Annotated in this window: 11 protein-coding genes and 1 pseudogene; 9 read left to right on the forward strand and 3 right to left on the reverse strand. The window is 61.7% G+C overall.

Annotated features, from left to right (window positions below):
- Positions 1 to 38: 38 nt before the first annotated feature.
- The 5 genes and pseudogenes from kdpB to QO011_RS42525 form a co-directional block, all read left to right on the forward strand.
- The gene (kdpB, locus tag QO011_RS15605) at positions 39 to 2,003 is read left to right on the forward strand and encodes a potassium-transporting ATPase subunit KdpB (RefSeq protein ID WP_442358305.1); all 1,965 of its coding nucleotides are present in this window, start codon (positions 39 to 41) and stop codon (positions 2,001 to 2,003) included.
- A 53-nt stretch (positions 2,004 to 2,056) separates the two neighbouring features.
- Complete coding sequence (locus tag QO011_RS15610) at positions 2,057 to 4,744, forward strand: DUF4118 domain-containing protein (protein ID WP_307273639.1); 2,688 nt, start codon at positions 2,057 to 2,059, stop codon at positions 4,742 to 4,744.
- Positions 4,716 to 5,444 (forward strand): response regulator, encoded by a 729-nt coding sequence (locus QO011_RS15615; RefSeq protein ID WP_307273642.1) that lies wholly within the window; start codon positions 4,716 to 4,718, stop codon positions 5,442 to 5,444. Before QO011_RS15610 ends, QO011_RS15615 begins: the two co-directional genes overlap by 29 nt.
- Positions 5,445 to 5,523: 79 nt before the next feature.
- Positions 5,524 to 6,492: a magnesium and cobalt transport protein CorA gene (locus QO011_RS15620; RefSeq protein WP_307273645.1), complete on the forward strand. Its 969-nt coding sequence runs from the start codon at positions 5,524 to 5,526 to the stop codon at positions 6,490 to 6,492.
- 1,243 nt (positions 6,493 to 7,735) lie between these two features.
- Positions 7,736 to 7,990 (forward strand): annotated as a pseudogene (locus QO011_RS42525) (TetR/AcrR family transcriptional regulator C-terminal ligand-binding domain-containing protein); the annotation flags it as partial.
- Between the two features lie 278 nt (positions 7,991 to 8,268).
- On the opposite strand, the gene chrA reads toward QO011_RS42525, so the two are convergent.
- From chrA to QO011_RS15635, 3 genes are all read right to left on the reverse strand, one after another.
- A complete protein-coding gene (chrA, locus tag QO011_RS15625; protein ID WP_307273647.1) occupies positions 8,269 to 9,489 on the reverse strand; it encodes a chromate efflux transporter in 1,221 nt (406 codons plus the stop codon).
- Positions 9,486 to 9,842 carry a PadR family transcriptional regulator gene (locus tag QO011_RS15630; protein WP_442358303.1) on the reverse strand — a complete coding sequence of 119 codons (357 nt, stop codon included), beginning with the start codon at positions 9,840 to 9,842 and terminating at the stop codon, positions 9,486 to 9,488. Before QO011_RS15630 ends, chrA begins: the two co-directional genes overlap by 4 nt.
- A 260-nt stretch (positions 9,843 to 10,102) precedes the next feature.
- Entirely contained in the window at positions 10,103 to 10,279 is a 177-nt protein-coding gene (locus QO011_RS15635; RefSeq protein ID WP_307273650.1) for a hypothetical protein, read from the reverse strand.
- A 60-nt stretch (positions 10,280 to 10,339) separates the two neighbouring features.
- Between QO011_RS15635 and QO011_RS15640 the strand changes: the two genes are divergently transcribed.
- From QO011_RS15640 to QO011_RS15655, 4 genes are all read left to right on the forward strand, one after another.
- The gene (locus QO011_RS15640; RefSeq protein WP_307273651.1) at positions 10,340 to 10,579 is read left to right on the forward strand and encodes a MerR family transcriptional regulator; all 240 of its coding nucleotides are present in this window, start codon (positions 10,340 to 10,342) and stop codon (positions 10,577 to 10,579) included.
- A gap of 460 nt (positions 10,580 to 11,039) precedes the next feature.
- Positions 11,040 to 11,369, forward strand: a complete 330-nt coding sequence (locus QO011_RS15645) for a HigA family addiction module antitoxin (protein WP_307273653.1) — start codon at positions 11,040 to 11,042, stop codon at positions 11,367 to 11,369.
- Positions 11,366 to 13,165, forward strand: coding sequence for an HsdM family class I SAM-dependent methyltransferase (locus QO011_RS15650; RefSeq protein WP_307273654.1), 1,800 nt, complete (start codon positions 11,366 to 11,368; stop codon positions 13,163 to 13,165). The genes QO011_RS15645 and QO011_RS15650 overlap by 4 nt, the downstream gene beginning before the upstream one ends.
- Positions 13,162 to 14,226 carry a BsuBI/PstI family type II restriction endonuclease gene (locus QO011_RS15655; RefSeq protein ID WP_307273656.1) on the forward strand — a complete coding sequence of 355 codons (1,065 nt, stop codon included), beginning with the start codon at positions 13,162 to 13,164 and terminating at the stop codon, positions 14,224 to 14,226. Before QO011_RS15650 ends, QO011_RS15655 begins: the two co-directional genes overlap by 4 nt.
- Positions 14,227 to 14,365: the final 139 nt, after the last annotated feature.

A 14,365-nucleotide genomic window follows, 5' to 3' on the forward strand; every position in this document is an offset into this window, starting at 1 on the left:
TCGGCGAGGCGTTCAGGAAGCTGTCACCGAGTGTTCAAATGAAGAACCCGGTGATGTTCGTCGTCTACCTCGGCAGCATCATCACCACCTTGCTGTGGATCCAGGCGCTGACCGGCAAAGGCGAAGCTCCGGCGATCTTCATTTTTTCGGTGGCGGCGTGGCTGTGGTTCACGGTGCTCTTTGCCAATGCCGCGGAGGCGTTGGCAGAAGGCCGCGGCAAAGCTCAGGCGGACGCGTTGCGGGCGACCCGCCAGAAGGTGGTCGCTCGCATGCTCAAGGAGCCCCACCGTGACAGCGAGTCCTGGCCGCAACCAAATGATGAGCTGGATGTGGGCGCCTATGTCCTGGTCGAAGCTGGTGAGATAATCCCCACCGACGGCGAGGTCATCGAAGGCGCAGCTTCGGTCGACGAATCCGCAATCACCGGCGAGTCCGCCCCCGTGATCCGCGAATCTGGCGGCGACTTCTGCTCCGTTACGGGCGGCACGCGGGTTCTGTCCGACTGGATCGTCATGCGCGTGACGGCAAAGCCGGGCGAAGCGTTTCTCGACCGAATGATCGCCATGGTCGAGGGCGCGAAGCGCGGGAAGACGCCGAACGAAATCGCTCTCACCATCCTGTTGGTCGCGCTCACGCTGATCTTCCTTCTCGTTTGCGTGACGCTTCTGCCATTCTCAAGCTTCGGCACGATCGTCGCCGGTGGCGGCTCCGTCGTCACGATCACGGTGCTCATTGCGCTGCTCGTCTGCCTGATCCCGACGACCATCGGCGCCTTGCTCTCGGCGATCGGCATCGCAGGCATGAGCCGGATGATCAAGGCTAATGTGCTCGCCACCTCCGGCCGCGCCATTGAAGCGGCCGGCGATGTCGACGTTCTGCTGCTGGACAAAACCGGCACGATCACGCTCGGGAACCGCGAAGCCACGCAGTTCATTCCGGCACCGCAGATTCCCGAGCAGACACTGGCCGACGCCGCCCAGCTCGCGTCGCTGGCGGATGAGACACCGGAGGGACGTTCGATCGTCGTGCTCGCGAAACAGAGGTTCGATCTGCGCGGCCGCGAGCTTCACGGCGCGGAGGCGATCGCCTTCAGCGCTCACACGCGGATGAGCGGCATAAACATCGATGGCCGCCAAATCCGCAAAGGTGCGGCAAGCGCAATTCGCGCGCATGTCGAGGCGGCGGGAGGCGTGTTTCCGCAGGAGGTCGCCAAAATCATTGACGAAGTTTCCCGGCGCGGCAGCACGCCGCTGGTCGTCAGCGACGGCGCCAAAGTTCTCGGCGTCATCGAGTTAAAGGACATCATCAAGGGCGGGATCAAGGAACGCTTCGCCGAGCTGCGCGGCATGGGCATCAAGACCGTGATGATCACGGGCGACAACCAGCTCACCGCCGCCGCGATCGCCGCCGAAGCGGGGGTCGATGACTACCTCGCCGAAGCGACGCCGGAAGACAAGCTGCGTCTCATCCGTGAATATCAAGCGGAGGGCCGGCTGGTCGCCATGACTGGCGACGGCACAAACGACGCCCCCGCGCTGGCGCAAGCTGACGTGGCGGTCGCGATGAACAGCGGCACGCAGGCCGCCAAGGAGGCCGGTAACATGGTCGACCTCGACAGCAACCCGACGAAACTTCTCCGGGTTGTTGAAGTTGGCAAGCAGATGATCATGACTCGCGGCGCGCTGACGACGTTCAGCGTCGCCAACGATCTGGCGAAATATTTCGCCATCATCCCGGCCGCGTTCGTAGCGACCTATCCTCCGCTCAGAGCCCTCAACATCATGGGCCTCCACAGCCCGGCGTCCGCGATCCTATCCGCGGTGATCTTCAACGCGCTGATCATTGTGGTCCTGATCCCGCTCGCCCTCAAGGGCGTGGCCTATCGGGCTGAGCCGGCGGCGCGCCTGCTAAGCCGTAACCTGCTGATCTACGGATTGGGGGGGATCATCGCGCCGTTTGTCGGTATAAAGCTGATCGACATCCTGCTCACCCCCTTCTTCTGACAGGTATTCCCTTGAACAGAGGTGGAGCGCAGGTTTGAGGTTAGGCAGCACCGATGAAGGATCAACGACCTGATCCCGACGACCTGCTGGAGGTCGTGAAGGATGAAACCCATCGCTCCAAACGCGGGCAGTTGAAGATTTTCTTCGGCGCCTGCGCGGGGGTGGGCAAGACCTTCGCGATGCTGCAGGCGGCCCGCCAGCTTCATGCCGAGGGTGTCGCGGTCGGGATCGGGATTGTCGAAACCCACGGACGCAAAGACACGCAAGAAATGTTGGAGGGCCTTCCCGTTCTGCCGCGCACGACGGTGAGCGGCAATGGAAGGCCCACCTCGGAGTTCGATCTCGATGGGGCGCTCGCTTCTGGATACAAGCTCCTGGTGGTCGACGAGCTGGCGCATACTAACGTCGCCGGCAGCCGCCATGCCAAGCGATGGCAGGATGTCGAAGAGCTGCTGGACGCGGGCATCGACGTTTATACCGCCCTGAACGTCCAGCACCTCGATAGCCTCAACGACATCGTCGGAGGCATCATCGGAGTGCGTGTGCGGGAAACCGTTCCCGATCGCATTTTTGACGCCGCAACCGATGTCGTGCTCGTCGATCTGCCTCCGGACGACCTGCTGGCGCGGCTGAGTGCAGGCAAAGTCTATCTACCTGTTTCGATCGAGCGCGCTCGCCAGAATTTTTTCCGCCGGGGCAACCTGATCGCTCTGCGCGAGCTGGCGCTTCGGCGCGTCGCCGACCGCGTCAACTCCGACGTGCGGAGCTACCGCGTTTCCCATGCCGTCAAAACGGTCTGGCCTACCCAGGAAACGCTCATGGTCTGCGTCAGCGCGGACCGCTCGCAGGAGAAGCTGGTTCGCGAAGGCGCCCGGCTCGCTCAGCGCCTGCAGGCCAAGTGGATCGTGGTCCACATCGACCAGCCCTATCACGGCGACGATACCCGAGCGCGGGAAACATTGCTGAATATCGCCGCAGCGGCGCAGGCGGCCGGAGCGGAATTTGCGAATGTCCCCGGGCAGGATGTCGCCGAAACCCTTCTGGACTACGCACGCAAGCGCAATGTCACGAAGCTCATCGTCGGCAATCCGCTCGGCTGGCAATTCATACCCTTCCGATCGCGGCTTCAAGAAAGAATCGCGCGTGCAGGCCCGGAGATGGGCCTGATTTTGCTCAGCGTAGATGACGTCCGTCCCGCGATCAAACGCAAGGTAACGGATACGTCTCAAAGCTATGCGCAGGCGCTCGCCATTGCGACGCTCGCCTGCGGCGCGACGACGGCGCTTGCCGCTTGGCTGCTACGTGTCTTCGATCCGTCCAATGTCGTCATGCTGTTCTTGATGACGGTGGTGTTCGTCGCGATCCGTCTCGGCCGCGTCGCTGGCGCCTGGGCTGCCTTGCTGTCCGTTGCGTGCTTCGACTTCTTCTTCATCGAACCGCGCCTGTCCTTCGCCGTCACCGACACACAGTACTTATTCACATTTGCCCTGATGCTTGCGGTGGCGATAGTTATCAGCCAACTTGCCGCCCGTATGCGTTCCGAAGCCAGAGTGGCCCGCGCTGGCGAGCGCAGGGCGTCCACGCTGGCCCGCATCGCCCGCGACCTGTCTAGCGTCATAAAGGTCGAACAGGTCGTATCGATATGCCGGGATGCCATCACGCCTCTAATCGGCGCGCAGGTCGTTCTCCTCATACCCAACGAGAAGGACGGCCTCGTCGCATCTCAAGCTACCGGCCAGGTCGACCTGTCCGTCGCGCAATGGGCTTTCGACCATGCCCAGGAGGCGGGCCTTGGGACACAGACGCTGAGCGCCGCCGATGCCCTGTACCTGCCCCTGAAGGCTTCGATGGCCACTCGAGGCGTGCTCGCCATCCTGCCGGCCGGTGAGCGGTTATCGAACGACCCGGATGACCGACGCCTTTTGGACGCCTGCTGTTCGACCATCGGCCTTGCGCTTGAGCGCATCCATTTCGTGGACGTCGCGCAGGATACGCTGGTCCGCATGGAGGGCGAGAAGCTCCGCAATACCCTCCTTTCGGCGGTGTCGCACGATCTCAAGACTCCGCTGACGGCCATACGCGGACTAGCCGAAACGCTCGAGCGAACGAAGGAGCTTCCCGAGGCGGATCGAAGCGGTCTCGCGCGTTCTATCCGTATCCAGGCCGACGAACTGAAACGCCTCGTGGGCAACCTCCTCGACCTCGCGCGGATGCAGAGTGAAGGCGTGCATCTCAATAAGGAATGGCACTCGGTCAGTGAGATCGTCGGCAGCGCGCTGGGCCAGTCAACCCCGATACTGAAACCAAGGGCAATTCGAACCGTCCTGCCACCCGATCTGCCGCTCGTGGAGGTCGACGCTCCCCTAATCGAGCGTGTCCTGATCAATCTCTTCGACAACGCTGCAAAATATACGCCGCCGACGAGCACCATCACCATTCGCGGCGGCGCTTCCGGCGATTCCATGTATCTGGTCGTCGAGGACGATGGGCCAGGCCTGCCGACGACGGATCCCGAGGCGCTCTTCGAGCCCTTCACCCGGGGGCAAAAGGAATCGTCAATCGCCGGAGTTGGCCTCGGCTTGGCCCTGTGTCGCAGTATCGTCGCCGCCCATGGAGGGACGATCAGGGCGGAAGCGCACAAGCCGCGTGGCGTTGTCTTTGAAATCCGGCTGCCGCTCGGCACCCCTCCGGAGATTGAAAGTGAATCTTTGTATGATCAAGCCGCGCATTCTGATCGTTGAGGACGAAGCCGACATTCGTCGCTTTGTTCGCATGGCGCTCGAAAAGGAGGGCATGAACGTCTTCGAGACAACCACGGCCGAGGAAGCGCGCCTTAACGCGGGCAGTCGGAAGCCGGATCTGATGATTGTCGATCTCGGATTGCCGGACGGGGACGGCAAGACCCTTATCCGTGAGGTTCGGAACTGGATCTCCGCTCCCATTCTCGTGCTCTCGGCCCGCGAGCAGGAGACCGAGAAGGTCGAAGCGCTGGATGCTGGTGCCGACGATTATCTGACGAAGCCCTTTGGCGTACCCGAGCTGCTCGCGCGCGTGCGAGCGCAATTGCGTCGCGCAAGCACGGTCTCACAAGGCCCTACCGCCTCGCCGGTGGTGAAGTTCGGGCAGGTCACGGTCAACCTCGCAACCCACGAGGTCGCGCGAGCAGGCGAGCCGGTGCATCTCACGCCGAACGAATTCCGGCTGCTGACAGCACTCATCCGCGGGCATGGCAAGGTGCTCACCCATCGGCAATTGCTTATGGAGGTGTGGGGGCCGGGCTACGCCGAGCGTTCACACTATATCCGCATCTACATGGCCCAGCTTCGGCAAAAGCTTGAGGACGAGCCCTCGCAGCCGGTCCATCTCATCACCGAGTTGCAGGTTGGCTACCGGCTTTCCGGGCTGGAGGTCCAGGAAGCCGCCGTCTCCGGCGACCAATAGCGCCGCTTCATCGCCGGCGCCACCAGCCGCAGGGCTAGGCGACCAATTCAGCATTTCAGTTAGTACGGAGCGCCCCCGCATGAGCGTGATCGCCGCCTATGTTTATGCAGGGGGAACACGGGTCCGAAGCGTTTCGCTGGATCGCATCGACGCCCTCAAGACCGGACCTGGTGAGTTTGTCTGGATCGGCCTGCTCGAGCCCAGCGAAGCCGAACTGAATATCCTGGCCGAGCGCTTCCAACTCCACCCACTGGCGGTGGGAGACGCCCTCAACGCGCGACAGATGCCCAAGGTCGACGTCTACGGAGACCAGCTCTTTGTCGTCGCGCGGACCGGCCAGTTGGAGGACGACGAGATACTCTACGGTGAGACCGACATCTTCGTCGGCCCCCAGCACATCATCACCGTGCGTCACGGCTCGGGAAGGGCACACACCGACCTGAGGACTCATCTGGAAGCTTCGCCCGGCCAGTTGAGGCACGGCGTCGACTATGTCCTGCATGCACTCCTGGACTTCATCGTCGACGGCTACGTTCCCATTGTGGAGGCGATTGAAGAGGACGTGCTGAATATGGAGAAGCATGCGCTCGACGCCTTCCTAAGCCGTCAGGAGGTCACCCGGATTTTCAACCTGCGCCGGGAGTTGATGCGATTTCGGCGACTGCTGGCGCCCATGGAAGAGGTCGCCAGCCGGCTTGAGCATCACGACCTGCCCTGCATAGACACCGAGGTCCGCCTCTACTTCCGGGACGTCCGGGGGCATGTGCGCAATGTCGGCGCCATGGTGGAGGGTCTGCGCGAGGTCCTGTCGTCGGTGTTCGAGGCCAGCACGCTGCTGGAGCAGCAACGGCAGGGCGCGATTACGCGCCGGCTCGCAGCATGGGCCGCCATCCTTGCGGTTCCCACCGCCATCGCGGGCATCTACGGCATGAATTTCGTGAACATGCCGGAGCTCCACTGGAGGTACGGCTATTTCACGGTGGTTGGGGGCATTTGCGTCATCTGCATGGTGCTCTTCGCCCGTTTCAAAAAGGCCCGATGGCTCTAACGAGCGGAAGGACCTGGCTGACCATTACGCGCTGCTCGCGGCGATGTTTGCGTTAGGGCGGCATGAAAAGCTGCGCACCGATGGATTCAACCACTAGAACGAGGCCTTGTGGCTGACTACCTCGGGCATTGGACTGCGGGTGCTTCCGAAGTCCTTGCCATAAGGTGGCCCACGATAGCGATCACGTCTACTACCCCACGCATGCGGCCACGATCTTTGGGAGTGTCGCAGCCTGATCTGCGAGCTTTATGGATTGGCTTTGCCGGCGCCGGCCCCCCTGGTGGCTTCATGAGGCAGCGGCGCAGACGGTAGGCTGCGCGAGGATCTACTTCGTAGATGTACGCGCCCAAGGGCCTGCACGGCGCCTCGCTTGCCGTTCGATCGCGGGTTTTGCCTATTCCGCCGCCACTCCCAAGTGCGCAAGGCACATCGTCACCAGCTGTCGATGCAGTTCGGCGGCGGCGAGAAAATCTATTGAACACGTTCGCTCCGCCGAACGTCGGCAAATCCGTTCGTCCGACTGGTCCACTCAGGTCGGCGCGACGAAATAGATCCACGCTGTATCGTGACGCCTAATACCTAACGTATTTTGCGGATGGTTGTCTTCGAGATGTTTATGCCGGCCTTACGCATGGCAAGCATATTAAATACTGTTCTTATGCCATAGCTCCTATCACTCGCAGTCATCGGCCTTCCAGGTCGGGGAATGCAGCTATGTCACCGCGCTTTCCATCGTCCCTCACGACTCATGCCGCAAATAACCACCCTGGACCGCAACCAAGCGCGTCGGAAGGCGCGCTCGCCGACAGATCGTCGGCGCCAAAGCCCGGTTCGTTTGCGGCTGTGACCATCCGTGTTGCGAAGGCTCTGGCCATCCTAATCAGCATCGTTGTCGTCATTGGCGCGATCGTGGTGTTCAAGCTCTGGATGTGGTGGCCGCGAGGCGTCAATTGACACGCGCTTGAGCTGCCGACTCCAGGATTGGCTAAGGCGACCGAGGATGACTTGGAGAGTTGCAGTCATCATGAGAGCGATCCGAGGGCAACTCCCTGCCTGCGCTCGCCGCTGCCTCGCCGCGCGCAAACGGCGCCTGAAGCAGGACCGCGAATTCTACCGCAGATACAATGCCTACTGCCGCGCAAGCGGCCTCGTGCCGTTCTGGGGGGATGATTGGAAGGCGTACCGCTACGATCGAGACAGCTAATCTCATACGCCGCCTAATACCACGCTCCCGCACTATCCTGATCTCCGCGAGGCGTACTGGAACGCCAGCCTGAAACACCGGAACGCATGGATTCGCGCTGTCCTCGGCCAGGCCCGTGATCGGGGTGATTTCCCTCCCGATGTGGATCTCGAAATCATTCAGCAAATTCTCGCCGGCGCGGTCGCAACACACGTCACGACCTATCCCAACACGAGCACTAAAGCTGAGATCGAAGCCTACCTCATCGCTGTCCTACGGCAGACCTGTTACCGCAGAAGGTCGGCTGGGCCATAGGCGATACATAAGCGGGGAAGCTTAAACAAAAAAAGCGATGCCGGATGCGGGCGTCAGTCGGCGGAAGCCAATGTAGGTTGGGGAGGTGGCGCTCCAGCGTAGATGAGACTGATAACTACGTTTCCGCTGGAGCACTATGATACTCTAATCCGCGGCCCGCGAACGCCGCCGCGAGCATCCGAGACTCGCCGAAGCTACTACGATTAATTGTTCCGTAGCGACGGCTCCTCAGATGTGTCCAGATCGGGATTTGTGGCTTTCTTCGGCTGCGACTGCCGTCAGGTGGCGCCAATCAGCACGCCACCCGCTGCGGCGATGAGCACGACGATCCAGGGCGCAGCTTTCCACGCCATCAACAGCACGAAGCACGACAGTGCCAAGGCAAACTGACGCGGGCCGACAATGGCGCTGGTGAAGACGGGATCGTAGAGCGCTGCGCCGAGAATGCCGACGACGGCGGCATTGGCACCGCGCATCAACGCTTGCGCGCTGTCGCGTTTGCGGAAGCTGTCCCAGAACGGAATGACGCCAAGCAAGATCAGGAATCCTGGCAGGAAGATTGCGACCAGAGCAATGCTCGCTCCGATGAGGCCGTTGGGCGCCGGCCCCAACAAGGTTCCCAGATAGGCCGCGAAGGTGAAGAGCGGCCCTGGCACGGCCTGCGCCGCACCATAGCCGGCGAGAAACTGGTCGTGGCTGACCCACCCGCTTCGCACCACCTCCGTTTCGAGAAGCGGCAGCACGACATGTCCACCGCCGAAGACGAGCGAACCGGCCCGATAAAACGAGTCGAAGACGGCCAGGCCTTGAGAAGACGTGGCGGTCGCGACGATAGGCAGCCCGAAGAGCAGAGCGAAGAAGAGAGCGAGCGAAATCGCCCCGAACGTCCGCGAGACGGGGAAGTTGATGTGGCTGGTGATCGCTTCGTGATGATTGCGGCAGAACAGCAGCCCCGCTGCGGCTCCCGCTGCGATCGCTGCCACCTGCCCGAGCGAGCCCGCCAGAAGGACGACGATCAGCACTGCTCCCAGGGCGATGGTGGCCCGCTCTCGGTCCGGACATAAGTTCTTTGCCATGCCCCAGACCGCCTGCGCCACGATGGCGACGGCAACGATCTTGAGACCGGTAATGATACCGCTTCCGACCGGACCACCAAACGCCGCCGCTCCGAGGGCAAACAGGGTGAGGAGGATGGCCGACGGCAGCGTAAAGGCCGCCCAAGCAGCAAATGCGCCGAGCGGACCGCCGCGCAGCAGTCCCAAGGCGAAGCCCACTTGGCTTGATGCTGGGCCAGGCAGGAACTGGCTCAACGCCACAAGATCGGCATAGCCTTTTTCGTCGATCCATTTACGCCGCAGCACCAGTTCATCCCGAAAATACCCGAGATGCGCGATCGGTCCGCCGAAGGACGTGAGGCCGAGCTTGAGGAAGGCCGCGAGTACCTCGGCGGCCGAGCCTCTGGTGATTTGTCTCTGGTCGTGGCTCGTCGTGTCCGTCATCGCTTTATCGCCTCTCCGGTGAATTCGCGGACGCGTTCCTTGGCTAAGGCAAGGCCCGCCCGTCCCTTGTCGGTAATGGAATAGAACTTGCGGACAGTGCGGCCGTCGCGCTCCCAGCGCGATGTGAGGTAGCCGTCACGTTCCATCTTGTGCAGCAGCGGATAGAGCGTGCCGGGCGACAGGCGGTAACCGTGGTGCGCCAGCTCTTCGATCATCCACTGGCCGTAAATCTCGTGCTCGGCCGCGTGATGGAGGACGTGCAGACGGACAAGGCCTGAGAGCAGGTCGTGATGCTCCATCACCTGCCGCCGCCTTTTTTCAGCCGCCGCGCGCTCTGGCCGGCTCCCTGTCATGTCATCTGCCTTCTTGATTCGCAGTTTATCGACTTACGATATCGAAAATCGATTACACCGAAAAGACAAAGACATGGGAGCATTCGAGGCCCGCCAAAGCCACTACGACTGATTGAAGCTGCTCAGCACCAATGGGAAGCCGCTCGACGGCCCAATGCCGTGGCGCCGAACAAACACCCCATCCCGACATAGGCAGGCGAAAGATCCAGATGCGAGATATGTAACTATGGGCGGACCATCAGGTGGGCATCAGCCCGAGATTAGCCGAGAAGCAGAAGGAGCTGGATCGTAACACACCAGTCGGAGAAGTAGCCGAAAGCGCGCAAGGCGTCTGCGATGGCCACGATCACCAGCATCAGCCCGATGATGTTGAGCAGCACTTGATCGCGCCGGATGTTGGCGAGGTCGTGGGCGGCAAGGCTCATGACCGGGGACATAATATCCTCCTAGCTGCCGACGTGGCCGATCGTGCGTGTGTGCAGGATGAGCACGTCGCAATGGTCGCGGAAGACCAAGGCCTGAGCCCTACGATGGTGTCAGAAGTGCTTGGCATTTCGCGATCGCTCGTGGTCCATCGGATGGAAATCGGCGATTTGCCGTTCCGCACTGTTGGTACGCATCGAATCGTACGGCTGAAGGACGTCTTGGAGCTGAAGCATCAGCTCGATATCCGACAAAAGGCGCTTGATGCGCTGGCGGAGGTCACTGAGGATCTCATCGCGAATCATGTTGACTAACTTTTGAGTTCTTTATGCAGTTTGCCGAGAATTTTCGTCGAAACATCCAATGACTTCATGGAGATTAAGACCGAGCGAAGGCGGCAATGGTGAGGGGTCATGATTGTCAGCGGATCGGAGCGCCGCGATGTAGAGGGCGCGAGTCTCAGCCGCTGTAACGAGATCGGCGCGCCCCAGGTGAAGCGTTCACAGCCACGGCTGATAGCCAGAAGATCAGCCGCAAGTCGTGCGTGTCGACCATTGCCATTGGAGAATAGATGGATCGCGACGACCCGCGACAGGATGCCCGCCGAGTCGCACTCCTTCGAGTGAGGCGGTTCTGACGGCGTAATCACCGCTGTATTCCTGTCGCGAACGCGCGGCGGCCGAAAGATCGTGAACAAAAATGGAACAAAAGACTTGTAAAGCGACTCTTTACAGAGCACAGTCGATAAAGCCGCAAAGGTAAGGAGGCGGTCATATGCGAGCTGCAGCCCGGACAATAGAGCCTGGCCATCCTGGCGGTTTCGTCAAAAGCGAGATTGTCGAGGCCAACGGCCTGTCGGTGACGGATGCCGCACAGGTGCTCGGCGTGACCCGGCCGGCACTCTCGGCTTTGCTTAACGGCCGCTCGGATTTGACGCCCCAAATGGCGGTTCGCATTGAGAAGGCCTTTGGCGTGCCTATCGAGCAGCTAATGGAGATGCAGACCAGCTTTGACATTGCGGAAGTTCGGAAACGGGCGGACGAAATCAAGGTAGCGCCTTTCAAGCCGAAAGCGGCTAGGGCGCGGACGGGGGGGAAGAGATGACAAATTCCAGATCAGCCGCACGCTTGAAAAAGCCGGCGACAGCCGACACGGCCGTTACCATAGACTCCAAGCGCGTCGAATTGGCGCGCGCCCGCGTCATGGCTCGGGCTTGGGCAGAAACGATCCCGGAGACGCGCCGCACTAGCCAAGCAGCCCTTTTCGCGCGGGCAGCCATTGAGGCATTTGCCGCCTGTGTGGCACCTCGGCTGAGCCTCAGTCCGCCCTTTATGACAGTTCGCGGAAAGCTCGATGCGACCGCGCGCCAGCTCGCCACGTCCATTGGGCGCGAGGCGGCTATGCTGCCCCTCCTGGAAGGCGGGCACTTCTTGACCAGCCTCTACACGACCCTATTGCCGGGGAGGGAGCGCAGCGCCCTCGGCGCATTTTACACGCCTCCGGCACTGACACAGCGCCTACTCGATCTCGCCGACGAAAGCGGCGTTGACTGGTCAAGTGCGCGGGTGCTCGATCCGGCGAGCGGCGGTGGCGCCTTCCTTTTGGAAGCCGCCGCGCGCATGCGCCAGGCGCTTGAAGGCAGCGAGCCGGCTTTTGTCCTTGCCCAGCTCGGCACCCGTCTTTCGGGCCTCGAGCTTGATCCGCATGCGGCATCGCTCTCACAGGCTGCGCTCGAAATCTTCCTATCTGATCTCAGTATGGCGAGCGGCCGCGCGACACCGGTCTTCGTGAAAGTCTGTGACACGCTCGAAGAGTTGCCCGTGGCGCAATATGATCTGGTGATCGGCAATCCGCCGTACGGGCGCGTGACCCTCTCGGCTGCGCAACGCGCCCGCTATGCACGCAGCCTCTACGGCCATGCCAACATCTATGGCGTGTTCACTGACGTTGCGCTGCGATGGACACGGCCGGGCGGTATCATCGCCTATCTGACGCCCACAAGCGTTCTAGGCGGGCAGTATTACACCGCCTTGCGCCAGCTTCTCGCGGCCGAGGCTCCGCCCATCGCGATTGATTTCGTCCATGCGCGCCGCGGTGTCTTCGAGGATGTACTGCAGGAAACTCTGCTGGCGGTCTACCGCAAGGACGGAAAGCGCGACCGTTTCCAAGTCCACTATCTCAATGTTGATAACGAGCGCGAGGCACGCCTCACTAAGAATGGAAAAGTCGGGCTGCCGGAGAACGCTGGCGCGCCCTGGCTCGCGCCTCGCGAACCTGGCCATGTCGAGCTCATTAAGGCGGCAGAGGGCATGGCCGCGCGCCTTTCCGATTGGGGATATGGCGTTTCGACCGGCCCGCTTGTCTGGAACAGATTCAAGCCGCAGATGCGCGCCCGCGCCGCCCGTGGGCTACTTCCATTGATCTGGGCAGAGGCGGTGACAGCTGACGGGCGTTTCGTTTTCCGTGCGCAGAAGAAGAACCATGCACCCTATTTCAAGACAGAATCGGGCGATGACTGGCTCGTCGTAGATCAGAGTTGCGTCCTCGTGCAGCGCACGACGGCAAAGGAGCAGGCCCGGCGCCTCATCGCCGCCGAATTGCCGCAGGCCTTCATTGATGCGCAGGGCGGAGTGATCATCGAAAACCACCTGAACATGGTGCGCGCTATCGGAAAGCCGAAAGTGACCCCCGCCGCCGTTGCCGCCGTGCTCAACAGCGATGTGGTCGATCAGGTGTTCCGTTGCATCAGCGGGAGCGTCGCCGTGTCGGCGTTTGAGTTGGAGGCCATTCCGCTGCCGCCTGCCTCGGCCATGGCGCAAATCGAGCGGCTTGTCGCGAAGGACTCTCCGCGTGCGACCATCGAGAAGGCTCTGCGCGGCCTCTATGGCCTCAAAGCATGACGCTCCCCCAAGTCCTGCCATGGAAGGATATCCACGCACGCTTGCCGGAAATATTCCCAGAAGGCTTGCAGAACCGCGAGCATTCAATCTGGGAAATCGCGGCCAAGACGATCTTTGTCATGCTCTACGCGGGCGCGGTCGAAGGCGCAGACCGATGGATTCGCCCTGATCAGGTCACGCGCATGACTGACGAACAGGCAGCGCAGTCGGGTGACGATGCACGCGACGCATGGGCAAAGGCTTCCATCAAGCCAAGCAAGGCGGACGTCCCCGGCCGCTGGTACGCGGTGAATACACGGGAATCGATCCGCGATGACACGATCCGATATGCCCTGATCCAAAATAGCGCTGTGATCGAGCGTCCCGGCCTTTCCACTACGTCGCCAGCCGGACGCTATGCTCTGCAGGCCGACTTCGCGGGCCTGCTGTCGCCCGGTCTTGATGAAGCCACGTTCATTGCGAAAGCGGCCGCTTGGCGGGAGAAACATCTCAACGCGGGCGCGCTCGCCCGAATTGCGATCGTTCGCAGGGGCGCAGCCGGTGGAGGCGCTTATGAACTTGTGACGTTTCCTAACGGCGAAACCCGGCGCATGACAACCGGACCGAGCGCCGACGTTTCCAAGGCTGTGATCGAAGTTTTCGCGCCGAAGTTCCTGCAAAAGCCGGGGGTCATCACCCTGAGCGAGAGTGGCAATAAGGTAGTGGCGCGCGATGACGAGCTGGCCAAGGCGATCGGTCTGACGATCCCAGCGGATAGAAGCCTGCCCGACATCGTGCTGGTCGACCTCGGCCCGTCGCACCCGTTGCTGATCTTCGTCGAGGTCGTGCACACGGACGGTCCCGTCAACGATGCGCGCAAGACGGCACTCCTGCAAATTGCAGAAGGGGCTGGGTTTGCGCCACAGCACGTGGCGTTCGTGACCGCTTATCTTGATCGAGCTTCACCGACATTCCGCAAAACTGTCAGCAGTCTAGCTTGGGGTAGCTATGCCTGGTTCGCATCTGAGCCTGACAATCTCGTGGTGTTCAGCGGCAAGCCACTGCAAATCGAGGGAGGCTAACAGCATGGTTCGCGTGCGCCTTATCGCTGGCAGGGGCGGCACGCAGGAGTGCCCGCCGCATAAGGCCGACACCACCCGAGAAGCATTCGCCCCGTGTACAGCTAGGAAGGTGCTTTCCTTCACCGCGACCTCCCACGCC

The organism is Labrys wisconsinensis (assembly GCF_030814995.1).
Classification (GTDB): Bacteria; Pseudomonadota; Alphaproteobacteria; order Rhizobiales; family Labraceae; genus Labrys; species Labrys wisconsinensis.

Bases quoted from the DNA above. Each gene is read 5' to 3' on its own strand.
- kdpB (WP_442358305.1), top strand. From the start codon at position 39: ATGAAGAACCCGGTGATGTTCGTCGTCTACCTCGGCAGCATCATCACC.
- QO011_RS15610 (WP_307273639.1), top strand. From the start codon at position 2,057: ATGAAGGATCAACGACCTGATCCCGACGACCTGCTGGAGGTCGTGAAG.
- QO011_RS15615 (WP_307273642.1), top strand. From the start codon at position 4,716: ATGATCAAGCCGCGCATTCTGATCGTTGAGGACGAAGCCGACATTCGT.
- QO011_RS15620 (WP_307273645.1), top strand. From the start codon at position 5,524: ATGAGCGTGATCGCCGCCTATGTTTATGCAGGGGGAACACGGGTCCGA.
- chrA (WP_307273647.1), bottom strand. From the start codon at position 9,489: ATGACGGACACGACGAGCCACGACCAGAGACAAATCACCAGAGGCTCG.
- QO011_RS15630 (WP_442358303.1), bottom strand. From the start codon at position 9,842: ATGACAGGGAGCCGGCCAGAGCGCGCGGCGGCTGAAAAAAGGCGGCGG.
- QO011_RS15635 (WP_307273650.1), bottom strand. From the start codon at position 10,279: ATGTCCCCGGTCATGAGCCTTGCCGCCCACGACCTCGCCAACATCCGG.
- QO011_RS15640 (WP_307273651.1), top strand. From the start codon at position 10,340: ATGGTCGCGGAAGACCAAGGCCTGAGCCCTACGATGGTGTCAGAAGTG.
- QO011_RS15645 (WP_307273653.1), top strand. From the start codon at position 11,040: ATGCGAGCTGCAGCCCGGACAATAGAGCCTGGCCATCCTGGCGGTTTC.
- QO011_RS15650 (WP_307273654.1), top strand. From the start codon at position 11,366: ATGACAAATTCCAGATCAGCCGCACGCTTGAAAAAGCCGGCGACAGCC.
- QO011_RS15655 (WP_307273656.1), top strand. From the start codon at position 13,162: ATGACGCTCCCCCAAGTCCTGCCATGGAAGGATATCCACGCACGCTTG.